This window comes from Streptomyces sp. DSM 40750 (assembly GCF_024612035.1).
Classification (GTDB): domain Bacteria; phylum Actinomycetota; class Actinomycetes; order Streptomycetales; family Streptomycetaceae; genus Streptomyces.
The window spans coordinates 3,011,256-3,032,162 of sequence record NZ_CP102513.1; the positions used below are offsets into that span (position 1 = coordinate 3,011,256).

The following is a 20,907-nucleotide window of genomic DNA, read 5'->3' on the forward strand; positions in this document are numbered from 1 at the left end:
CGGTCGGGAGGCCGGTCCTCCGGCCGCGTGACCATGCGGCCACCAGGGGGAATGAACCGCGTATGGCAGCGCTCGCTACTCCCCCGCCCCCTACCGGACTTGTCGTCGTGCAGGCACTCAGGAAGAAGCACTGCGCCGAGTGCCGGAGCGGGCCGGTCGCGCTGCTCGTGCTGGAGGAGGGAGCGCCGCGGTGCCTCGACTGCGCGGACCTCGGGCACCTGGTGTTCCTGCCCCGAGGCGACACCGCGCTCACACGGAGAGCCAGGGAGGAGAGTTCGCTGTCGGCCGTGGTCGTACGGTTCAACCGGCGCCGCAGCCGGTACGAGCGGCAGGGCGTCCTGGTCGAGGAGACGGCGCTCGCCCGGGCCGAGGAGCGATGCCTGGCGGACGCGGAGGCACGGCGCCGCCGCCGGGTGCGGGACGCCCGACGGCGGGCGGCGGAGGACGTGCGCTTCACGGACGCGTTCGCCACGGAGATACGGCGGCTGTTCCCCGCCTGCCCGGCCGAGCGGGCCCGGGAGATCGCCGCCCACGCCTCGGTGCGTGGCAGCGGCCGGGTCGGCCGGAGCGCGGCGGGTCGCGCCCTGTCGGGGGTGGCGGTGAACTCGGCGGTCATCGCGTCCATACGGCACGTGGACACGCCGTACGACCAGCTGCTCATGACCGGCGTGCCACGGCATGAGGCGCGGCGACGGATCGCGGGGGTGGTGGAGAGGAGGCTGCGGGAGTGGCGGGGGGGGGGGGGGAGGGGGGGGGGGGGGGCGGGGCGGGGGGGGGGAGGGGAGGGGGCGGGGAGGCCCCCCGGCGGGGAGGGAGAGGCCACGGGGCAGCAGTGGGCGGCCCCCTGGACGCTCGCGTACGGAATCGCGCATCTCGGCCATGGTGACTGTGGTCGTGCGAATGTTCACTTGTAGTGACGGTGAGTGGCGGGCAGGATCTTTGGGTTCGGGGGATCGAGGTGGGAGCGGACATGATCGATGGGCCGTACTTCGTACTGACGGTGCTGGGGTTGCTCGGGACGGGGATCGTGGCGGGCGTGTTCTGCGGGTTCTCGACGTTCGTGATGAAGGGGCTGGCGTCGTTGCCGCCGGCGCAGGGCGTGGCGGCGATGCAGGCGATCAATGTCAGTGCTCTGACTCCGGCGTTCATGCTGGTGTTCGCAGGTACGGCGGTGTTGTGCGCCGTGCTGGCCGTCGTGACGTTCGTGCTGTGGCCGGACGAGGGCAGGATGGAGTTGCTGCTGGGCAGCGCGCTGTATCTGTTCGGCTGCTTCGGAGTCACGATGATGGCGAACGTGCCGCGCAACGAGACGCTCGCCAAGCTGGACGCGGGGACGCCGGAGGCCGCCGCGTACTGGCGCGAGTACGTGGGCGAGTGGACGACGTGGAACCACGTCCGGATGGTCGCCTCGGCCGCCGCGGCCCTGTCGTATCTGCTGGCGCTGGCCTGAGGCGGGCGCGGCGGGCGCGTCGTATCGTGGCGGGGAGAGAGTGCCGCCCGAAGGCGTACAGCCCTGCGCCATGTGCCTTGCCTTGTGCTTGGGTCCTGTGCTTGTGCTTGGGTCCTGTGCTTGTGCTTGGGTCCTGTGCTTGTGCTTGGGTCCTGTGCTTGTCCTTGTGCCTTGTGCTTTGCGCCGTATGTCGATCCGAGTCCGCCGGTGTACGGCCGTGCCCGTACGCGTACGCAATACGTGAGGGAGACGGCCATGGCCGATCCCAAGGGTTTTCTGACCACGCCACGCGAGGAGTGGCCCCGTCGACCCGTCGAGGAGCGGGTGCGGGACTGGGACGAGGTGTACGTTCCCGGGGCGCTCCTGCCGATCATCAGTAGGCAGGCCGACCGCTGCATGGACTGCGGGATCCCGTTCTGCCACGAAGCCTGTCCGCTGGGGAACCTGATCCCCGAGTGGAACGACCTCGTGTCGCGGGAGGACTGGCGGGCGGCGAGCGACCGGCTGCACGCCACGAACAACTTCCCCGAGTTCACCGGGCGGTTGTGTCCCGCGCCCTGTGAGGCGGGGTGTGTGCTGGCGATCAACCAGCCGGCGGTGACCATCAAGAACGTCGAGGTGGCCATCGCCGACCGGGCCTGGGCGGACGGTCTCACACCGCCGCGCCCGCCCGACCGGCTGTCCGGGAAGACGGTCGCCGTCATCGGCTCCGGGCCCACCGGGCTGGCGGCGGCGCAGCAGTTGACGCGGGCCGGGCACACGGTCGCGGTGTATGAACGGGCCGACCGGATCGGGGGGTTGCTGCGGTACGGGATCCCCGCGTTCAAGATGGAGAAGCGGCATCTGGACCGGCGGCTGGAGCAGATGCGGGCGGAGGGTACGAAGTTCCGTACGTCGACCGCCATAGGGAAGGACATCGGAGCGGCCGAGCTGCGGGCCCGGTACGACGCCGTGGTCATCGCGACCGGCGCCACGGCCTGGCGGGAACTGGACGTGCCTGGGCGGGAGCTGGGCGGTATTCACCAGGCGATGGAGTATCTGCCGCTGGCGGACCGGGTGTGCGAGGGGGATCTGGAGGTGTCGCCGTTGTCGGCGGCCGGGAAGCATGTCGTGATCGTCGGGGGCGGTGACACGGGGGCGGACTGTCTGGGGACGGCGGTGCGGGAAGGGGCCGCGTCCGTGACCCAGTTGGACATCTATCCGCTGCCGGAGGCGGAGCGGGACGAGGACGTCGATCCGTGGCCGACGTATCCGAAGGTCTACCGGCTCTCGGCGGCGCATGAGGAGGCGCGCGACCTTCGGACGGCACCGGCGGCGAGCGCCGACGCGCGGCTGTTCGCGGCGTCCACGCTCCGCTTCACCGGGGACGAGGCGGGGCACGTACGGGCGTTGCACCTGGTCGAGGTGGACGAGCGGCGGCAGCCGCGGCCCGGCACCGGGCGGACACTTCCCGCCGATCTCGTGCTGCTCGCCCTCGGGTTCTCCGGGCCGGACCGCCACGACGGGCTCGTCGATCAGCTCGGGCTGGCCCTCGATCCGCGCGGGACGATCACGCGGGGGCCGGACTTCGCGACCAACGTGCCCGGTGTGTACGCCGCCGGGGACGCCGCCCGTGGGCAGTCCCTCATCGTCTGGGCGATCGCCGAGGGGCGGGCGGTGGCCGCCGCGGTCGACCACCGGCTGACCGGGACGGAGCGGCTGCCGGCGCCGATCGGGCCGTACGACCGGCCGATGACGGCGTAGCCGCTGCCCGCGGGACAGACCGCCGCCGTCGGGTCACGGCTGGTTCGGCACCGCCGGTCACCGTGGGGGTGATCGTCGTCGCGGCGGGATGTAGTCACGGGGGTCGGCCGGCCCGATGATCCAGCCGTCGTCAGTGCCGGCGCCCGCCGGTGGCTGGCCGCCGGTGGCTGGGCACGCCGGTCTAGCGGTCGTCCGTGCCTGCCTGTTTGCCTGTGGACAGGGCGATGCGGTTCCACGTGTTGATGGTGAGGATCAGGGCGAGGACGTGGGCCAGTTCGGTGTCGTCGAAGTGGGTGGAGGCTTCGGCGTAGACGGCGTCGGGAACGCCGCCGTCGGCGACGAGGGTGACCGCTTCGGTGAGGGCGAGGGCGGCCTGTTCGCGGGCGGTGAAGAAGTGCCGGGCCTCGCGCCAGACCGGGATCATGTGGAGCCGGTCCTCGCTCTCGCCGGCCTTGCGGGCGTCGTTGGTGTGCATGTGGAGGCAGTAGGCGCAGTGGTTGAGGTGGGAGGCGCGGATCTGGATCAGTTCGACCATCGTCGGGTCGAGGCCCTCGCGGGCCGCCGCGTCGAAGCCGATGAGGGCGCGGAAGACGTTCCGGGCGGACTTCGCGAAGTCGAGGCGAGGGGCTGCGGCTGCGGCTACCGGAGGCGTCGCCGCCGCGTCGCTGGTCGTCGGCGTGCCTGTCGTCGCGTTCGCTGTCGTGTTCGTCGTCATGACCATGAATCTATGAGGCGGAAAGACCTGCCGTAGGGTGCATTTTCATGGTGGATTCATGGGTCAATTCGGCGGAGCGGATCGGGGCCGATCTGCATCTCGAACTGTCCGGTGGGAGTGGGCGGCGCGCGGCGCTGATCCGGGCGCTGCGGGACGCGGTGCGTGGTGGTCGGCTCGCTCCTGGGACCCGGTTGCCCCCGTACCGCTCGCTCGCCGCGGATCTGGGCATCGCGCGCAACACGGTCGCCGACGCGTACGCGGAGCTGGTCGCCGAAGGCTGGCTGACGGCCCGGCAGGGTTCGGGGACGCGAGTCGCCATGGGGCTACCTCCCACGCCCTTCAGGCAGTGGGGGAGGGCCGAACCGCTGGGTGCTCCCGCGCGCGTCCCCCGAAGCGCGCCTCCGCGCGCGCGTGGGCCACGGCACGATCTGCGGCAGGGCACGCCGGACGTGTCGGCGTTCCCGCGTGCGGCCTGGGCGGCGTCGTACCGCAGGGCGCTGACGCAGGCGCCCAACGAGGCGTTCGGACCGGGTGATCCGGCGGGCCGGGTCGAGCTGCGGGAGGCGCTCACCGAGTATCTGGCACGCGCGCGTGGCGTGCGGACCGAGCCGTCGCGGATCGTGATCTGTTCCGGCTTCGGGCACGCGCTGCGGCTGCTGTTCCACGGCCGGGTGCTGCGGGGGCCGCTGGCCGTGGAGTCGTACGGTCTTGGCTTCCACCGTGAGCTGCTGGCGGCGGCCTCCGTACGGACTGTTCCGCTGCCGCTCGACGAGGACGGTGCCCGGGTGGACGGGTTGGACGGGGAGCGGGCCGTGCTGCTCACGCCCGCGCACCAGTTCCCCACCGGAGGGCCACTGCATCCCGTCCGGCGTGCCGCCGTCGTGGACTGGGCACGCGCGCGTGGCGGGGTGATTCTGGAGGACGACTACGACGGGGCGTTCCGCTACGACCGCAAGCCCGTCGGGGCCGTGCAGGGCCTGGATCCCGAGCGGGTCGTGCACATCGGCTCGGTCAGCAAGAGCCTTTCGCCGGCGCTGCGGCTGGGGTGGATGGTCCTGCCTGAGCGGTACGTCGACGCCGTACTGGACGCGAAGGGCGAGCGGGAGGCGTGGGCGAGCGTGCCGGAGCAGCTGGCGCTCGCGGACTTCGTCGTCTCCGGGGCGTACGACCGTCATGTGCGGCGTATGCGGCAGCGGTACCGGGCGCGGCGCGACCGGCTGGTCGCGGCCCTCGCCGCGCACGCGCCGCACATCGAGGCCACCGGGATCGCGGCCGGGCTGCACGCCGTGCTGCGGCTGCCGCCCGGGACCGAGCGGTCCGCGGTGAAGGCGGCGGCCTGGCGGGGCGTCGCGCTCGACGGGCTGGCCGCGTTCCGGCACCCCGAGGCGGCGGGTGATGCCCCGGACGGGCTCGTCGTGGGGTACGCGACGCCTGCGGAGCACGCGTACGGGGCGGCTCTGGAGGCGCTGTGCGGGGTGCTGCCGCCCAGGTGAGCGGCCGTGAGACGCGACGGGTCTGCCCGTGACCGGTGACCCTGGCGGCCGACCGCACGACGCCAGGCGACCGTGGCGGCCGACCGTACGACAACGGGCGCCCCAGGCGGCCGTCGGATGGCCGGGAGGTGTCTCCGGGTCGACAGGAAATCGACGGCGGTGGGATCCTTGGTGCCAGGAGGTGTGTCATCGCTGCTGCCATGGGTCCAGACATTCGGCGGTGATCTGCCCCATCCTTCGTTCCGTCGTCAGGCGTAGGGCCCTCCTCCCTCGCGTCCCCCCTGTTGACGGCCGGTCCTGGAGGGTGCTCGATGACGACGCTCGACGAACGTCACGGAGAACACCGGGAAGGTGCGCACGACGAGGTGCCGTCCCGGGGTGGGGGCACACTCGGTTCTCACATCGTCCTCCTGAGTGAGCCGACGGCCTCACTCCCCCTGCTCGCCGGTTCCAAGGCGGCCCATCTCGCGCGCGCCGCTCGCGCGGGGCTTCCGGTGCTGCCCGGCTTCGTGATCCCGCACGGCCCACGGGACCCGCACAGCGAGGAGCGCGCGGCCGAGACCTCCGCCCTGCCGCGCGCCTGGGACGAACTGTCCCAGCATGGTGCGCGTCCTCTCGTCGTACGGTCTTCCTCGCCTCAGGAGGACACTCGCGAGTCCTCTCTGGCGGGGCAGTTCGACTCGGTGCTCGATGTACGGGGGTGGGAGGAGTTCTGTGCGGCGGTGCGCACTGTGCTCGGCTCGGCTCGGCGTCCCGACGGTGGCAGCGCGCCCATGGCGGTGCTCGTCCAGCCGATGCTCCGGGCCCGGGTCGGAGGTGTGCTGTTCGGTGCGGACCCTGTGGCCGGGCGAACCGATCGGATGCTGGTCAGCGCGGTGCGGGGCGGGCCCGACACGCTGGTCAGCGGTGAACAGCCGGGGACGAGTTACTGGTTGAGCCGGTGGGGGCGGCTGCTGCGGACGGAGTCGACGGAGCTGAGCGAGCCGGGGAAGCCAGGGGAATCGGGGGAGCTGAAGGAGTCGGCGCAGCCGACGGAACAGGCAGTGTCGAGGGAGCCTACGCAGGCGACGGAACCGGCGGCGCCGAGAAGGGCGGCGGACCCGAGGGAGTCGGCGCAGACGAGCGAGTCGGCGGCGCCGAGGGATACGGCGGGCCTGAACGAGTGGGCGGGCCAGACGGAGTCGACCGGTGCACGGCAGACGATCGGCGCACGGCAGTCGACCGGCACACGGCAGACGATCGGCGCACGGCAGTCGACCGCCTCCGACCACCCGTTGCTCGTCGCCTCCGACCACCCGCTACTCACCGCCTCGGAACTGCGTCGTCTCGCCCGTCTCGCGCGCCGGGCCGCCCGGGTCTTCGGCGGGCCGCAGGACATCGAGTTCGGCTTCGACGAGGACGGGCGGCTGTGGCTGTTCCAGAGCCGTCCGATCACGGCGATGGGGGCGCGGCCGCCGCGTGGTGCCCGGCTGCTCGGTCCCGGGCCGGTGGCGGAGACCCTGCCGGGGCAGTTGGAGCCGTTGGAGGAGGACCTGTGGGTGGCGCCGATGGCCCGTGGGCTCGCCTGCGCGCTCGACATCGGAGGCATCGCGCCACGCCGGCATCTGCGGACGGCACCGGTCGTCACGACGGTCGGCGGGCGGGCCGCGGCGGATCTGCGGCTGCTGGGCGCCGTCCCGCCGAGGCACCCCCGGCTCGCGTGGCTCAACCCGGCGCCGGGTGCCCGGCGGCTCGGGGCGGCGTGGCGGGTGGGGCGGCTGACCGCGGCGTTGCCGGGGCTGGCGACGGACCTGGTGGCCGATGTGGACCGGCGGCTCACCGAGACCCCGCAGCCCGGGGAGCTGCCGACCGCCGAGTTGATCTCGACGCTCCGCTGGACGCGCGCCACCCTGGTCTCGCTGCACGCCCAGGAGGCCCTCGCGGGCGCCCTGCTCCCGGAGCCCCATGTCACGGCCGCGGGCATGGCCCTCGCCACTCTCGCGGAGACGCGGCACCGGGACCTGCCGGACCAGCAGGTGGTGGCCGCGGAACCCGTGGTCCTCGCGCTGACCGCCCCCAGCGTGTGGGGCGTTCTGCGGCTGCACCGCCCCGAGGCCACGGCCCGGAACGGCTCGACGGTCACCACCGACGCCCCCACCACCCCGGCCGCGGCTTCCGTATTCGCCACCCCCACAGCGGTTTCCACGTCCGCCGCCTCCTCCTCCCCCTCCGTCCCCCACACGATCACAGCCACCCTCCCCGCCTCCCCTCACACCGCCTCCCACCGCACCGCTGCCGCTTTCGCTACCCATCACGCCGCCTCCACCTCCCACCGCACCGCCTCCGTCTCCGTCTCCGCACTCCCGCCCCGTGAGGCCCTGCGGCTGCGTATCCGATGGGTGCAGGAGTTGCAGGTCAGGATGGTGCGGGAGGCGGTTCGCCGACTGCTCGTGCGGGGTGTGCTGGGCGATGCCCGGCGGGCGGGGCTGTTGCGGTGGAAGGAGTTCGTCACGGTGCTGGAGGCCGGGGGGCTGCCGCGTGACTTCGAGGAGCGGCTGACCCGGGCCGCGTCCGCGCCGCTCCCCGACATGTTCCGGCTCGCGGAGGATGGTGTGGTCGTCGCGGAGCGCACCGCCCGGCGTTCCGGTGACGGGGGCCGGGGCGTGTCGGGCGGGCGGGCCATCGGCACGGCGTGGGACGGCGACGGGACCAGGCCGCCGGACGCCGTGCTGGTGGTCCGTAGCCTCGATCCGGCGCTCGCTCCGCTGTTGCCCCGGCTCTCGGGGCTGGTCGCGCAGACGGGCAGCCCGTTGTCCCATCTCGCCGTCGTGGCCCGGGAGTTCGGGGTACCCGCGGTGGTCGGCGTCGACGACGCGGTGGGCCGCTTCCCGCCGGGGACCCGGCTGACGGTCGACGGCATCTCCGGCGACGTACGGGAGGAGGGTTCGTGATGAGGCGCCTCGCCTACCTCTTCGGGGGCGCGGCGGCGGCCGGCGCGGGCGTCTACTTCGTCGTCTACCTCTACCGGTGGCAGTGGCAGCGGGCCATCCTCAGCGGGGTCCTGCTCCTGATCGTCGGGGTGCTGCTGCTCGGGATCGTGCTGCTGGGGCGTCTCGCGCGGATCGAGGAACGGATCCGGGAGAGCGACCGGCGGCAGCAGGACGCGCTCGCCCGGCTGCGGCAGACGCACACGCGCGAGCGGGACGGCCGGTTCCGCTGGCTGGAGGACCCGGCGAGCCGTACGTATGTGTTCGTGCCGGTGCTGATGGTCACCGGTGTGGTGCTGTCCGCGATCGCCTGGCTGGTGCAGCGGATCGCGTCGGTCACGGCCCGGCCCACGGCCGAGCGGCGCTGGGCGGGGCAGCTGTCCGTGCTGACCGCGCCCGATCCGGCCCCGGACACCGATCTGGAGGACGCGCGTCCGCTGGGCGGCGGCAGGCGGGGGCGGGCGGCCCGGCTGATCACCGTGGGTGTGGGCGCCGTTCTGCTGGTCCCGCTGGTCGTCGGGCTCGCCGACCTCACCCAGACCAGGAGGGAGGAGCGGAACGGGGCCGAGGCGACCTCCGTGCTGGTCCGGGTGGACATGCGTGGCGTGCCCGTGACCGCCGAGCGGCAGTCCATGGCCGCGTCCCAGGCCTGGGAGCGTTGCCGGAACTCCACGTCGGTGCCCCTGCGGCGGACCACGCTCGGCGAACTCGGCGATGGTCTGTTCGCCGGGGTCGTGCGGCCCGCCCTCACCGACCACGACCGCCTGCGGCTGCGGGGCTGTCTGGAGGACGCGGACGTGGACCGTGCCTACCTGACGGTGGTGGGCATCGGCGACGCGGACAAGGAGTGAGCCCCCCCCCCGGAAGCCCCACGGCCCTCTGGAATCGCGGAGCGCCGAGAGCCGGGGCACTGAGAGCCGGTGCACCGCGAGCCCGGTGCACCGAGCGCCGGAATCCCCGAACCCCAAAGATCGACAGAGCACACAAGATCGATATCGATACATATCCACTCGAAAGCCGTGAGGTAGGACACAAGCAGACAAAACCCTTACTGTGTGCGGGCTACGATGCGGAGTAGACCCCCCGTCCCCAACCCTCGGGTCATCCATGTCTGTCACCCTCACGCCCGCCCCCCTCCGCCCAGATCCGCTCCCCACCGCTCCCCCCCGACCCCGCTCACTCCGCCAGAAGGTGGTGCGTGTGTTCGTCGGAGTGCTCCTCGGCTGTCTCGCCCTGTGGGCCACGGGTTCGCTCGGCATCCTGGCGGTGTCGTACGTGGCGCGTGAGGCGATCTCGGCGCCCGAGGGAACCCGCTCGGTGCGGGGCATCCACCACTTCCAGCCCGTCGGCACGGACGGCAAGCTGTGGCGCGGTGCCGCACCCTCCCCCGCCGGCTACGAGGCGCTCGACGACCTGGGCTTCACCACGGTCGTCGACCTGCGCGCCGAGGACCTGAGCGCCGCGCAGCTCGCCCTGCCGCGCGAGGCGGGCCTCGACGTCGTACGGGTGCCGATGCGCGACGGGCAGACCCCGACGCCTGAGCAGGTGCAGCGTCTGCTGGACACCGTCTCGGAAAGCTCGGGGCCGGTGTTCGTGCACTGCGGTGCAGGCGTCGGCCGTACGGGGACGATGGCCGCGGCCTACCTCGTACAGACCGGGCAGGAGGAGGCGTCCGGAGCGGTCTGGCGCAACCTGTCGGTCGGCCCGCCGTCGCTCGAGCAGATCTACTACGGGCTGATGCTGGAGCGGGAGCGGGAGACCGCGCAGCCGCCGCTCCCGGTGGTCGCGATGAGCCGCTTCGTCGACGCCCCGCGCCGCATCTGGTCGTACGTGTAGGCGCCGGCGCCCACCACGGCGCACGAGCCCCGACGAACACCACGGCGCATGAAGACGAACACCACGACCACATGAAGACGCGGCGCGGGCCTGGAGGCCCGCGCCGCGTCTTCATGTGGTCGTCGGCGAAGCCCTTACGGCTTGCGCGCCACCGCCCCGTACCCCGGGATGACCCCGTCGTCCTGACCGGCGACGGGCTCGCCGAGCTCGGGGTGCCAGTGGTGGGGCACCTCGACGCCCGGGTCGACCAGTTCGAGGCCGTCGAAGAAGCGGGTGAACTCCTCGCGGGAGCGCAGGGCCAGCGTGACGCCCGCGGCCTTGAGCTTCTCCGTCGCCGCCTTCGACTCCTCCGGGGTGAAGTCGGCGGTGGCGTGGGTGACGACCAGATGGCTGCCGGAGGGCAGCTCGGACATCAGCCGCTCGACCAGGGCGTGCGCGCCGTCCTCGTCGGAGACGAAGTGCAGCAGCGCGATCAGGGAGAGCGCCACGGGCCGGCCGAAGTCCAGCACCTGCTTGGCGCCCTCGATGACGGCGCCCGGGTCGCGCACGTCGGCCTGCAGGTACTCGGTCCGCCCCTCGGGCGTGCCGCGCAGCAGGGCCGTCGCGTGAGCCAGCACGATGGGGTCGTTGTCGCAGTAGACGACGCTCGCGTCGGGGGCGACCCGCTGGGCGATCTGGTGCAGGTTCGGCTCGGTCGGGATACCGGTGCCGATGTCGAGGAACTGCCGTACGCCGTGCTCCGCCAGCCAGCGCGTGGAGCGGTGCATGAAGGCACGGTTGACCCGTGCCATCACCGGCACCCGGGGGTCGAGGGCGAGCATCTGCTTGCCCATCGCCTCGTCGACGGGGTAGTTGTCCTTGCCGCCGAGGTACCAGTCGTACATCCGCGCGGGATGGGGTCTGCTCGTGTCGATCTCGACGGGGGAACGCCCGCTCATGACGAACTCCATAAGGTTCTGCCGCAGTGAATGATCAACTCAATGCCAAGATTAGGGAGATGACTGAACAACAGGGAGGGCGCAACAAGCCTCAGGACAGCAGGAAGTCGGCCACCCCCGCCTTCGCGCCCAGGATGAACGCGTTCATCTCGTCGGGTGTGTAGATCAGCGCCGGTCCGTCGGGGTCGGTGGACTGCCGTACGGCGATCCGGCCGTCGGCGAGCTTCATGGCCTCCAGGCAGTTGCCGCCGTTGCCGCCGCTCCAGGGCTTGTGCCAGCCCTCGCTGCCCAGCTCCCGGGCGGGCATGCCGTTGTAGACGCGTATGTGCGACTGCGTGTGCGTGCGCGACTGCGTCTTGATGAATTCCATTCGGTGTCTTCAGAGCTCCTTGCGGAGATCCCGGAGGATCTCCTTCGTGCGTTGTGCCGTGGCGGCCTGCGCCGCCATGCGGTCCATGACCTCCAGGTGGGTCGCCACCTCGGAGCGGTCGTCCAGGTAGACGGCGCCGGTCAGGTACTCGCTGTAGACCATGTCCGGAAGTTCGGGCATGGCGAAACGGAACAGGACGAACGGCCCGTACGTGCCGGGATGCGGTCCTGTGTCGAACGTGGCGACCTGCAGCGTCACATGGGACAGCTCCATGGCCTCCAGCAGTCGGTCGAGCTGGGCGCGCATGACCGCCGGTCCGCCGACGGAGCGGCGCAGGGCGGTCTCGTCCATCACGAACCACAGCCGGGGCGCGTCCTTACGGGTGAGCAGTTCCTGTCGTTGCATGCGCAGGGCGACGTGGCGCTCGATGTCGTCGGGTTTGGTCTGGCCGATGGCGCCCGAGGTCATGACGGCGCGGGCGTAGTCCTCGGTCTGCAGGAGTCCGGGGACGAAGTGGGGGTCGTAGCCGCGGATCAGGGCGGCCGCGCCCTCCAGGCTGACGTACATGGAGAACCAGCCCGGCAGGATGTCGTGGTAGCGCTGCCACCAGCCGGGTTTGTTGGCCTCCTCGGCAAGCCGGACGAAGGTCTCGGCCTCCTCGTCGCCGACCCCGTACGCCTTCAGCAGGAGCTGAAGGTAAGGGATCTTGAGGGCGACCTCGGCGGTCTCCATACGGCGGACCGTGGCGGCGGTGACATGCAGGATGCGCCCGGCGTCCTCGCGTCTGATGCCCGCGCCCTCGCGCAGGTCCAGCAGACGTCGGCCCAGCACGACCTGGCCGACCGTCGGCGCGGACCGCGGCTCGCTCATCTCGCCCCTCTCTCATCCGACCCTGAACCGTCCCGACAGGCCTGCGGCGCCGTTCGGAAGCCTCGCCTGCCGCGCGGGTCCGTGTACACAAACGGACACTGTGCGTACATACGAACGTTGTGCGAGGGATTTCCAACTAGCGCCGCTACACGTGCTGTTGCGTGCAGTGTGCCACGACCGTTCAGAGAGTCACACGGCACTCTGCAATTTTCAGAGTGACACTTGCCAAGTGTTCACGGCGAGGCGATAGTGGCAAGCGTGATTCCGCCCCCTGCGCCGTTAGGAACAGACGCCGCCGGAGACCGTGTCGGTCCCGGTCCGGCCGCCGGGGCGCGCCCCGAGACAGTCGCCGAGCGCCGGTTTCGATTCGAGCTGGCCGCTCACCCGGGTGCCGTGGCCCAGGCCCGGCGCGTGACCCGTAACCAGCTCACCGGCTGGGCCCTCTGCGAGGACACCTGCGACACGGCCGCCCTGGTCGTGTCCGAGCTGGTGACCAACGCGATCGTGCACACCGCGAGCACCCAGATCGTCTGCGAGCTGCATGACGGCGACGATCTGGTGCGCATAGCCGTACGGGACGAGGGCTGCGCTCCGGGTGAGCCGCACCCCTCGCCGCAGCGGCCCGAGGAGGAACACGGGCGGGGGCTGCTCCTCATAGAGTCCCTCTGCCGCTCCTGGGGGGCGCAGCCGGTCGGCCTGGGACTCCTGGTGTGGGCGGACGTACCTCGCGCGCTGGTCACGGGCGCCGTGCGCGCCGATGCGAGCGCGGGCACGGACACCGCTGTCCGGTCCGACCTGGGCTGGGGTGCGAAGAAGCCGCCGCCCGAGGACCGGGGCGGCGAGGCGGAGGCGTTCCGCCGGGCGGGCGCCGAGGGCCGTGAGGGCGCTGAGGGCCGTACGGCGGCCGAGCGTCATTTCGGTGCCGAGTGTCGTGGGGAAGTCGAAGTCCGGCCGAAAGTCCCGCGTCGGACGGGGGCCGAATGGGTGTGAGCGCGTCGATCGGTCCCGCTCGGCCCCCCGGTGGGGGCAGAGTGGCCCGCGTGGTGAGCCTCGACACCCTGACGCGCCTGCGCCGCGCCCAGCGTCCCGCAGCGGCGCCCCGCCCGATTCCCCTGCCCGAAGGCATGACCGCGCCCATGGGATGCGACGCGGTTGCCGTCCCGGCCCGCTTCGGACCGCAGGTCCTGCCCCGGCTGCCCCGTGTGGGCTGTGTCTACGCCGACCGGGCGCACTGGTGGTGGATCGTGCCGGCCGACTCCGACTACGCACTGGAGTGGCCCGCGCCGGTGCGCTACACCACCGGGGCGTTGGTCTCGGACGGTTCGGCCGCTCCCGGGCTCATCCTCAGGCCGGACGGCACGATTCCCTATACGCCGCCGATACCGCTGTACCTGGCGTTGTGCCGGGTGTCGGGGACCACGCCGACCTGGTCTCGGCTGACTGCGTGAGGCGCCTCCGGTCGGGGCGTCTTCGGGTGCGGGTGGGTGGGGGCCGGTCGCGCCCACGCGGCGGAGCCGCACATGGGTACAGTCCCGCGCCCTGAAGAGGGCCGCGGCTCCTCGGCGCGGTCCCTGCGGCGCACTTCCGCCTGCCTCGGAGCGCCTCGCGTGCTCCGGGTGGGCCGTGGTGTCACCACCGTGCGCCCTGGCCGGGAGCGGAGGGTACCGGGATAGTGGCCGTCGGCGACGACTCGGGGGAGGCCGCAGGTGGCGAAGGCGCGTGACAGAGACAAGCCGGAGACCTCGGAGTCGGAGCTGCTGCTGTTCGGGGGCCCGCTGCGGTACGACATGGGCTGGTCGCAGCATGCCAACGCGTTTCTGGAGCTGAACTTCCGTGCGATGGTGCGGCGGCTGCCGTCGCTGCTGGCGTCCAGTTTCCGGCTGGCCTGGCAGGCGGACCGGTGGGCCGCCCGGACCGTGCTGGCCGCCGAGACGGGCCGCGGCCTCGCCCAGGCGGTGAACCTGCTCGCGGTGAACACCATCCTGGCCCGGCTGATGTCGGACGGCACGGTCGAGGAGCGGTTACGGGAAGCCGTCCCCGCGCTCGTCACCATCGCCGCCGTGATGCTGGTGGCGACACTGCTGCGGGCCGCGTCGACGTACGCCACGGGCCGCCTCGAGCCCAAGGTGGAGCGGGTCGCCACCGAGCTGTATCTGGAGCGGGCGGCGGCCGTGGAGCTGTCCGCGATCGAGGACGACGGCTTCCACAAGCTGCTGGACACCGCGAAGTACGGCGCCCAGTCGGCCCGCCGCATGATCAGCTACTCGGCGCGCGTGGTGAACGCGCTGATCTCGCTGATCGCGGCGGCCGGTGTGCTGACCGTGCTGCACCCCGCCCTGCTCCCGCTGCTCGTCACGATGACGCTGCCGAGCGCCTGGAGCGCCCTGACGATCGCCCGCCGCCGCTACGAGTCCTTCCACGCCTGGGTGCAGCACGCGCGCGCGGGATATCTGCTCAGCTCCCTGCTGATCGAGCCGGAGGCGGCCCCGGAGATCAGGGTGCACGACGTCGGCCCGTTCCTGCTGCGTCACTTCCGCTCCATGTCGGAGACGGCGGAGGCCGAGCAGGCGCGCCTGGCCCGGCTGGCGGCCCGTACGGGCCTGTACGCGGCCGTCTGGACCGGGCTGGCGACCGTGGCGACGTACGCGACGCTGGGCGGTCTGCTGCTCGCCGACGCCATGGCGCTGTCCGTGGCGGGTACGGCGGTCATCGCGATCCGTACCGGCTCCGCCAGCCTCGACACGCTGGTCCTGGAGGTGAACTCGCTCCACGAGGAGGCCCTCTTCGTGGGCGACATGCAGCGGCTGTACGTAGAAGCCGCCAAGCGCGCGATCCCGGAGGGCGGCGACCCGCTGCCGGAGGACCCGCGCGAGATCCGCGTGGAGAACGTGACCTTCACCTACCCGGGGAAGGCCACCCGGCCCGCGCTGAGCGATGTCACCCTGACCGTGCCGCTGGGCAAGATCGTGGCACTCGTCGGCGAGAACGGATCGGGCAAAACGACCCTGGTCAAGCTGCTCGCCGGGCTGTACACGCCCGACCAGGGCAAGATCATGTGGGACGGTGTGGACGCGGCGACCGCCGACCGGCGGCAGCTCGCCGAGCGCATCGCGATGGTCGCTCAGGACTTCAAGCGGTGGCCCTTCACGGCCCGCGTCAACATGGCGATCGGCCGCCCCTCGGCGCCGCTGACCGACGAGCGCCTCGCCGCGTCCGTCGCGGAGGCCGGGGCGCAGGACGTCGTGGAGGATCTGCCGCGCGGCCTCGACACGCTTCTGGCCAGGGGTTTCAGCGGCGGGCACGAGCTGTCGGGCGGGCAGTGGCAGCGGCTGGGGATCGCGCGGGCCGCGTACCGGCGTGGGCGCATCCTGATCGTGGACGAGCCGACGGCGGCCCTCGACGCCCGCGCCGAGCTGGAGGTCTTCGAGAAGATCCGCGCCCTGGCGGGTACCGGTCAGACGGTCGTCCTGATCACCCACCGGCTGGCGTCCGTCCGCCACGCCGATCTGGTGCACGTCCTCGACCAGGGCCGTCTCGTGGAGTCCGGCACGCCGGACGAACTGCTGGCCACGGGCGGGGTGTACGCGGAGCTGTACTCGCTGCAGGCGGAGCAGTTCGCGGCGAAGGTGCCCACCGGTCCGGCCTCCGCGGCGAAGGTGCCCGCCCCGAAGGCGGGCTGATCTCAGGCCGCGGCGCCCGCCGCGGTGTCGGCGCCGCGCACGATGACCAGGAACATGTCCGTCGCGATGTCCATCACGACCTCGGCCTGCTGGCCCTCGAGGCGCGCCGCGTGCGCGAACTCCTCCGCCGGCCACGAGCCGCGCGGCCCACCGGCGGGAAAGCGCCCCAGCACCATTCGCCCGTTCACCCTGCACCTCCATGTCGCGCCGTACTCGTAGCCCGTAGCTCCGTAGCTTGTAGATTTAAACGCCAATCATGGGGTGAACGGCTCACCAAATGACGTTACTGAGACGTAGTTGACACTTGGTCAACGACGGATCGTGAGGTACCTCTCAGGAACCACACATTCCGATGACCCTGTGTGTCAATCCTCGCACTTTTTGTCACTCTTCGTGCTCGTCGCGGTGCTCCCTGGAAGAGGTCCAGGAGGGTCGCTCTGCCGTCGCCGCCCTCCGTTCGCCGCGGTGCCGTTCTCGCTCACTCAGGCGGCTTGTCGTACTCCTGGATGCGGCCGCCGTGGCTGCGGTCGGTGAGGGCAGCCAGACGGTCCTCCAGCTCCCGTACGGTCGCCGGCACGTCGATGGTGAGCAGTTCGCGGTCGCGCATGAGGACGCGGCCGTCGACGATCGTGGTGCGGACGTCGGCGGAGCGGGCGCTGTGGACGAGGGTGGCGGCGAGGTCGTGCACCGGCTGGGTGTGCGGGCCGCTGAGGTCCACGAGGACGATGTCGGCGCGCAGGCCGGGGGCGAGGCTGCCGACCCGCTCCCCCAGTCCGACGGCCCGGGCGCTCTGCAGTGTGGCGTGGTGCAGGGCCTGGCGGGAGGTCAGCCAGCGCGGGTCGCCCTCGGTGGACTTCTGTACGAGCGCGGTGAGGGCCATGGCCTCCCACACGTCGAGGGAGTTGTTGGAGGCGGCCCCGTCCGTGGCGAGCCCCACGGGGACGCCGATACGGCGCAGGGCCCGCACCGGCGTCGTGGGCCAGGCGAACTTCAGATAGCCGCGGGGCGCGGTCGCGACGGCCACCGGCCCGGTCGCCCGCTCCAGCACCGGAAGGTCGCGCTCGACGATCCCGGTGCCGTGCGCGATGAGGACACCCGCGTCGACGCCGAGCAGCCCGGTGCGCTCCAGGACCTCGATGGGGGTGACGCCGTGCCGGGCGAGGCTGTTGTCGGTCTGGTCGCGGCTCTCCGAGGCGTGCAGATGCACGGGAAGGCCGTGCTCGCGGGCGAGGTCGGCGGTCGCGGCGAGGTCGCCGTCCTCGACGGTGTAGGGGGCGTGCGGGGCGAGCGCGGTGGTGATACGGCCACCGGCCGCGCCCCGGTGCCGCAGCGCGAACTCCAGGGACCTCGCCCGGCCTTCGGGCCCCTGCGACGAGAAGAAGGCCTCCCCCAGATGTGCCCGCATCCCGGTCTCCTCGACCACGGCGGCGACCTTGTCCATGGAGAAGTAGTGGTCGGCGAAGCACGTCACCCCGCCCCGGATCATCTCCGCGCAGGCCAGCCTGGCCCCCAGCGCCACGTCCTTCGCCGTCAGGTTGGACTCGACGGGCCAGATGACGTCGTTGAACCACTCCTCCGCCGGCAGGTCCTCCGCGATGCCGCGCAGCGCCACCATCGGGGAGTGCGTATGACAGTTGATCAGCCCCGGCATCGCGACCTGGCCGCGCGCGTCGATGCGTTCCGCCGTGGCCACCGGAGCGGTCTCCTCCGCCGGCCCGATGCTTGCGATCACCCCGTCCCGTACGACGATCGCCGCGTCCTCGACGAAGTCGACGCCCTCGCGTTCGTCGTGGACGAGGGCGGTGCAGCCGGTGATGACGAGATCGGCGGCAGACGTGGACGAAGTCATGGCGGAGGACGGAGACGGCGTCATGCCGTCACGCTACGACGATGACGTGCTCGGAAGGGGTGCGAACCAGGCATCCGGTGGGTGGGGGCGGCGGAATCCGGCCGCGCCCGCCTCAGTGCGCGCCGCCGCGCCGGACCGGGTTGCGGCTCAGGCCCTGCGGCCGCGCCGGAACGGATTGTGGCTCAGGCGGTGCGGCCCGGCCTCGGCAGTACGTCGGACGCCTGCGGTGCGTCGGGGAGGCTGATGCGCGCGTGCTTCTGGTGACGCGCGAGTTCGTCGAGGAGTGCGGTGAGCCGTTCTGTGTGGTGGCGGGTGAGGCGTCCGGTGTCGTCGAGGTGCACGGCGCAGGCGGTGGTGGTGTCGACGAGCCGTTCGAGGACGGCGGCGACCTCGTCGGTGCCCTCGGTGTGCCGGGCCAGGGCGGGCAGTTCGGCCCCGGAGAGAGCGATCGCGCTACGGGCCTGGGCGAGCGTGCGGTATGCCTCGCGGCGCAGCGTCCAGCGGGCGGCGCGGTCGTCGGACTCGCCGGGCAGGGCGGCGCCGACGGACACGGAAACGCCGTTCGGCGTGGACGCACCACTCGCTACGGACGGCCCGCGCGACCGGGAGATCCCCCTCGCCCCGGAGGTCCCCCTCGCCCCGGCGGCCTCGCGGGCCCCGGAGATCCCCCTCGCCCCGGTGGCCCCGCTGGGCCCGCGCGACTCGTTCAGGACGTGCGCGAGGTAGGCGTGCGCGGCCGTCCCCGCTTCCGTGAGCCGGGCGCGTACGCCCCCGCCGCGCTGCCCCTTCGGCATCGGCAGGTGGCCCACGATGAGGACGATGGCGCAGGCCAGCAGCGTCTCGGCGATGCGGCTCCAGGAGGCCAGGGGCTCGCCGCCGACCATGACGAGGGCGAGGACGAGGACGGTGACGACGGCGGTCTGGGCGGCGAAGTGCCGGGTGGCGACGGGGATGAGCGCCCCGCTGACCGCGACCAGCACGATGAGCCCTTCCGGCCGGGGCAGCACGGCCGCGAACCCGGCGAAGACCACGGCGCCGAGCACGGTCCCCGCGGCCCGGCACAGCACCCGGGACACGAGCGGCCCGAGGTCGGGCTTGACCAGGAAGACGGCGGTCGCGGGCAACCAGTACCAGTGCTCGTGGTGCAGCACCTGCGCCACGGCCGCGCTGGCCCCGAAGGACAGGGCGACCCGCAGCCCGTACTCCCGTCCGCCGGACCCGAGCGCGAGCCTCACGAGCGACCCGACGGTACGGCGGCGGGTGTGCAGGTCGTGTGCGCCGCCGCCCCGGTCGAAGGCCTCGGCGGCACGCAGGAGCGCGTCGTCGAGGGCGCGCAGCGCGGGCGCGGAGCGGGAGGGCGCGGGCAGTGGCCCGGTGGCGGTGTTGCCGCGCACGGCGGCGGCCAGCCGCCGGAGCCCCTCCGAGGCACGGCCGACGACGGCGTCCCCGGCCCACGCCAGCGCGGTCGCCGCCTCGGCGAGCGGCAGCGCGGCACTGTACTGGGCGTGCAGCCGCCGCTCGGCCGACGAACTGGCGTACCGCCGCAGCCGGGGCCCGGCGAGGGCGTCCTGGGCATGGTCGAGGGTCGCGGTCAGCGCGGCCCGCCGAGCGGTCGCGTCCGGGGTGCCGACGGCGTCCAGCAGCCCGGCGATCGCGTCGTACACCTCGGCGACGGCATCCCGCTCCCCGTCGAACCGGTAGTCACCGGCGGTGAGGACAGCGGGCGTGGGCAGGGCGAGGCGCAGGGCGAGCAGCCACCCGGCCCCGGCGAGGTAGCCGAGCGCCCGCTCCCACCCGGCCTCCGGCAAGGGCATCCCGGCCCCGATGGCGGCGGCGACCAGCAGCTGCGTCCCCGCCCCGGACGCCACGGGCCCGACCGCGCTCATACCGCCGGCGAGCAGCCCGAGCGCGGTGAACAGCAGGGTGAGGACGACGGCCCCGACGTACTGTCCGGCGTACGTCCCGACGAGCAGCCCTGCGGCCCCCGCGAGCGCGGGTACCCCGAGCCGCCGCACCGCGACGCGCCGGCTCCCGGGCCGGTCGTTGATCCCGGCGAGCATGGCCCCGAGCGCGGCGACGACCCCGACGGAGGGCCGCCCCGCCAGCACGGCCACGAGCAACAGCGGCCCACCGGCCAACGCCCCTCGCACCACCGCGTTCCAGGGCACCGGCCCTCTTTGCGCACGCAGAGCATGGGCGAGCCAGGGCGGCAGAGCGAGGGCGGCGGGGCGGGACACGGGGCTCCTGTCGTCGGGTGAGGGCGGGGTGTGCCTTCGGGCGACGGCGGCCGGGGCTTTGGCGGTGCCAGTGACACCAGTTCATGGCGCCACCTGTTTGTGGTCTCCACCGTAGATCCCGGACCTGGAGAAATTGGAACGCTCGTATTGCCGCGATGTGACGATGCCTGGAAAGGCCATGTTCTTTATGAACGCAACTCGGAAACAGGTGGATCCTCGGCGCGCGGCCGGGAGACAGGGGGCCGGGCGCGCGGCCTGGAGACAGGCGGGTCCGGGCGCGCGGCCGGGAAACAGGCGGGTCCGGGCGCGCGGCCGGGAAACAGGCGGGTCCGGGCGCGCGGCCGGGAAACAGGTGGGCCAGAGGGAGTGGCCGGGAAACAGATGGATCAGAGGGAGTGTTCGGGAAACAGATGGGCCCGAGGGCGTAGCCGGCCCCCGGGCCCTGAGATGCCGCCCATGTGGGCACGCCGCCACGGTTGAGAACCCAGGTCAGTCGTCATGTCGCCGCGTCCTGCCTTTGGACCACCGCGCATCGAGCTGCGCGGGCCGGACTTGAACCGGCACTTCGACGTCCCGGGGCCTGGGCCCGGTCGTTGCGACGATCGGCGGCGAATACTGAGTCTGGAGCAATAGTCTGAGATTGATCACGGCCCGTCCCTGAATTCCTTGGCGGGCACGGACCGCTCCGTCACGACAAGCCTCAGCTTCAGCTTGCGCTCCTCGCGCACCCCGTCCGGCACACAGGCCGGCCGGGGAGTCT

General features: G+C 72.5%; 16 protein-coding genes and 1 pseudogene. 10 read left to right on the forward strand and 7 right to left on the reverse strand.

Going from position 1 to position 20,907, the window contains the following annotated elements; genetic code table 11:
* Nucleotides 1-62: 62 nt before the first annotated feature.
* From JIX55_RS13440 to JIX55_RS13450, 3 genes and pseudogenes are all read left to right on the forward strand, one after another.
* Nucleotides 63-743 (forward strand): annotated as a pseudogene (locus tag JIX55_RS13440) (DUF2293 domain-containing protein); the annotation flags it as partial.
* 227 nt (nucleotides 744-970) lie between these two features.
* Nucleotides 971-1,450 (forward strand): anthrone oxygenase family protein, encoded by a 480-nt coding sequence (locus JIX55_RS13445; RefSeq protein WP_257563536.1) that lies wholly within the window; start codon nucleotides 971-973, stop codon nucleotides 1,448-1,450.
* Between the two features lie 255 nt (nucleotides 1,451-1,705).
* Complete coding sequence (locus tag JIX55_RS13450; RefSeq protein ID WP_257563537.1) at nucleotides 1,706-3,193, forward strand: glutamate synthase subunit beta; 1,488 nt, start codon at nucleotides 1,706-1,708, stop codon at nucleotides 3,191-3,193.
* A 181-nt stretch (nucleotides 3,194-3,374) separates the two neighbouring features.
* On the opposite strand, the gene JIX55_RS13455 is transcribed toward JIX55_RS13450, so the two are convergent.
* Nucleotides 3,375-3,908 (reverse strand): carboxymuconolactone decarboxylase family protein, encoded by a 534-nt coding sequence (locus tag JIX55_RS13455; protein WP_257563538.1) that lies wholly within the window; start codon nucleotides 3,906-3,908, stop codon nucleotides 3,375-3,377.
* A gap of 47 nt (nucleotides 3,909-3,955) precedes the next feature.
* On the opposite strand from JIX55_RS13455, the gene pdxR reads away from it, so the two are divergent.
* From pdxR to JIX55_RS13475, 4 genes are all read left to right on the forward strand, one after another.
* Nucleotides 3,956-5,401 (forward strand): MocR-like pyridoxine biosynthesis transcription factor PdxR, encoded by a 1,446-nt coding sequence (gene pdxR, locus JIX55_RS13460; RefSeq protein ID WP_257563539.1) that lies wholly within the window; start codon nucleotides 3,956-3,958, stop codon nucleotides 5,399-5,401.
* A 311-nt stretch (nucleotides 5,402-5,712) separates the two neighbouring features.
* Nucleotides 5,713-8,331, forward strand: coding sequence for a PEP/pyruvate-binding domain-containing protein (locus JIX55_RS13465; protein WP_257563540.1), 2,619 nt, complete (start codon nucleotides 5,713-5,715; stop codon nucleotides 8,329-8,331).
* Entirely contained in the window at nucleotides 8,331-9,218 is an 888-nt protein-coding gene (locus JIX55_RS13470; protein ID WP_257569322.1) for a hypothetical protein, read from the forward strand. The genes JIX55_RS13465 and JIX55_RS13470 overlap by 1 nt, the downstream gene beginning before the upstream one ends.
* Before the next feature lie 349 nt (nucleotides 9,219-9,567).
* Nucleotides 9,568-10,203, forward strand: coding sequence for a protein-tyrosine phosphatase family protein (locus JIX55_RS13475; protein ID WP_306820002.1), 636 nt, complete (start codon nucleotides 9,568-9,570; stop codon nucleotides 10,201-10,203).
* Between the two features lie 134 nt (nucleotides 10,204-10,337).
* Here JIX55_RS13475 and JIX55_RS13480 read toward each other — a convergent pair whose 3' ends face one another.
* The 3 genes from JIX55_RS13480 to JIX55_RS13490 form a co-directional block, all read right to left on the reverse strand.
* Nucleotides 10,338-11,153: an SAM-dependent methyltransferase gene (locus JIX55_RS13480; protein ID WP_443046413.1), complete on the reverse strand. Its 816-nt coding sequence runs from the start codon at nucleotides 11,151-11,153 to the stop codon at nucleotides 10,338-10,340.
* A gap of 79 nt (nucleotides 11,154-11,232) precedes the next feature.
* Entirely contained in the window at nucleotides 11,233-11,511 is a 279-nt protein-coding gene (locus tag JIX55_RS13485) for a DUF397 domain-containing protein (RefSeq protein ID WP_257563543.1), read from the reverse strand.
* 9 nt (nucleotides 11,512-11,520) lie between these two features.
* Nucleotides 11,521-12,381: a helix-turn-helix domain-containing protein gene (locus JIX55_RS13490; RefSeq protein WP_257563544.1), complete on the reverse strand. Its 861-nt coding sequence runs from the start codon at nucleotides 12,379-12,381 to the stop codon at nucleotides 11,521-11,523.
* A gap of 411 nt (nucleotides 12,382-12,792) precedes the next feature.
* Here JIX55_RS13490 and JIX55_RS13495 point away from each other — a divergent pair, with 411 nt between their 5' ends.
* From JIX55_RS13495 to JIX55_RS13505, 3 genes are all read left to right on the forward strand, one after another.
* Nucleotides 12,793-13,371, forward strand: coding sequence for an ATP-binding protein (locus JIX55_RS13495; RefSeq protein ID WP_443046414.1), 579 nt, complete (start codon nucleotides 12,793-12,795; stop codon nucleotides 13,369-13,371).
* On the forward strand, nucleotides 13,362-13,829 hold the full coding sequence (locus JIX55_RS13500) for a hypothetical protein (RefSeq protein WP_257563546.1): 468 nt from the start codon (nucleotides 13,362-13,364) through the stop codon (nucleotides 13,827-13,829). Before JIX55_RS13495 ends, JIX55_RS13500 begins: the two co-directional genes overlap by 10 nt.
* A 339-nt stretch (nucleotides 13,830-14,168) precedes the next feature.
* Nucleotides 14,169-16,061 carry an ABC transporter ATP-binding protein gene (locus JIX55_RS13505; protein ID WP_443046704.1) on the forward strand — a complete coding sequence of 631 codons (1,893 nt, stop codon included), beginning with the start codon at nucleotides 14,169-14,171 and terminating at the stop codon, nucleotides 16,059-16,061.
* 2 nt (nucleotides 16,062-16,063) lie between these two features.
* Here the strand turns inward: JIX55_RS13505 and JIX55_RS13510 are convergent, their stop codons facing one another.
* The 3 genes from JIX55_RS13510 to JIX55_RS13520 all read right to left on the reverse strand — a co-directional run bounded on the left by JIX55_RS13510 (nucleotide 16,064) and on the right by JIX55_RS13520 (nucleotide 20,147).
* On the reverse strand, nucleotides 16,064-16,249 hold the full coding sequence (locus tag JIX55_RS13510; protein WP_200305147.1) for a hypothetical protein: 186 nt from the start codon (nucleotides 16,247-16,249) through the stop codon (nucleotides 16,064-16,066).
* A gap of 290 nt (nucleotides 16,250-16,539) precedes the next feature.
* Nucleotides 16,540-17,934 carry an amidohydrolase gene (locus JIX55_RS13515; protein ID WP_257563548.1) on the reverse strand — a complete coding sequence of 465 codons (1,395 nt, stop codon included), beginning with the start codon at nucleotides 17,932-17,934 and terminating at the stop codon, nucleotides 16,540-16,542.
* 158 nt (nucleotides 17,935-18,092) lie between these two features.
* On the reverse strand, nucleotides 18,093-20,147 hold the full coding sequence (locus JIX55_RS13520) for an FUSC family protein (RefSeq protein ID WP_257563549.1): 2,055 nt from the start codon (nucleotides 20,145-20,147) through the stop codon (nucleotides 18,093-18,095).
* Nucleotides 20,148-20,907: the final 760 nt, after the last annotated feature.

What these genes read in the sequence shown, in the direction of transcription:
- JIX55_RS13480 (WP_443046413.1), bottom strand. Translation starts at nt 11,153, where the DNA reads ATGGAGTTCGTCATGAGCGGGCGTTCCCCCGTCGAGATCGACACGAGC.
- JIX55_RS13465 (WP_257563540.1), top strand. Translation starts at nt 5,713, where the DNA reads ATGACGACGCTCGACGAACGTCACGGAGAACACCGGGAAGGTGCGCAC.
- JIX55_RS13505 (WP_443046704.1), top strand. Translation starts at nt 14,169, where the DNA reads ATGGGCTGGTCGCAGCATGCCAACGCGTTTCTGGAGCTGAACTTCCGT.
- JIX55_RS13445 (WP_257563536.1), top strand. Translation starts at nt 971, where the DNA reads ATGATCGATGGGCCGTACTTCGTACTGACGGTGCTGGGGTTGCTCGGG.
- JIX55_RS13455 (WP_257563538.1), bottom strand. Translation starts at nt 3,908, where the DNA reads ATGACGACGAACACGACAGCGAACGCGACGACAGGCACGCCGACGACC.
- JIX55_RS13450 (WP_257563537.1), top strand. Translation starts at nt 1,706, where the DNA reads ATGGCCGATCCCAAGGGTTTTCTGACCACGCCACGCGAGGAGTGGCCC.
- JIX55_RS13500 (WP_257563546.1), top strand. Translation starts at nt 13,362, where the DNA reads ATGGGTGTGAGCGCGTCGATCGGTCCCGCTCGGCCCCCCGGTGGGGGC.
- pdxR (WP_257563539.1), top strand. Translation starts at nt 3,956, where the DNA reads ATGGTGGATTCATGGGTCAATTCGGCGGAGCGGATCGGGGCCGATCTG.
- JIX55_RS13515 (WP_257563548.1), bottom strand. Translation starts at nt 17,934, where the DNA reads ATGACGCCGTCTCCGTCCTCCGCCATGACTTCGTCCACGTCTGCCGCC.
- JIX55_RS13470 (WP_257569322.1), top strand. Translation starts at nt 8,331, where the DNA reads ATGAGGCGCCTCGCCTACCTCTTCGGGGGCGCGGCGGCGGCCGGCGCG.
- JIX55_RS13490 (WP_257563544.1), bottom strand. Translation starts at nt 12,381, where the DNA reads ATGAGCGAGCCGCGGTCCGCGCCGACGGTCGGCCAGGTCGTGCTGGGC.
- JIX55_RS13485 (WP_257563543.1), bottom strand. Translation starts at nt 11,511, where the DNA reads ATGGAATTCATCAAGACGCAGTCGCGCACGCACACGCAGTCGCACATA.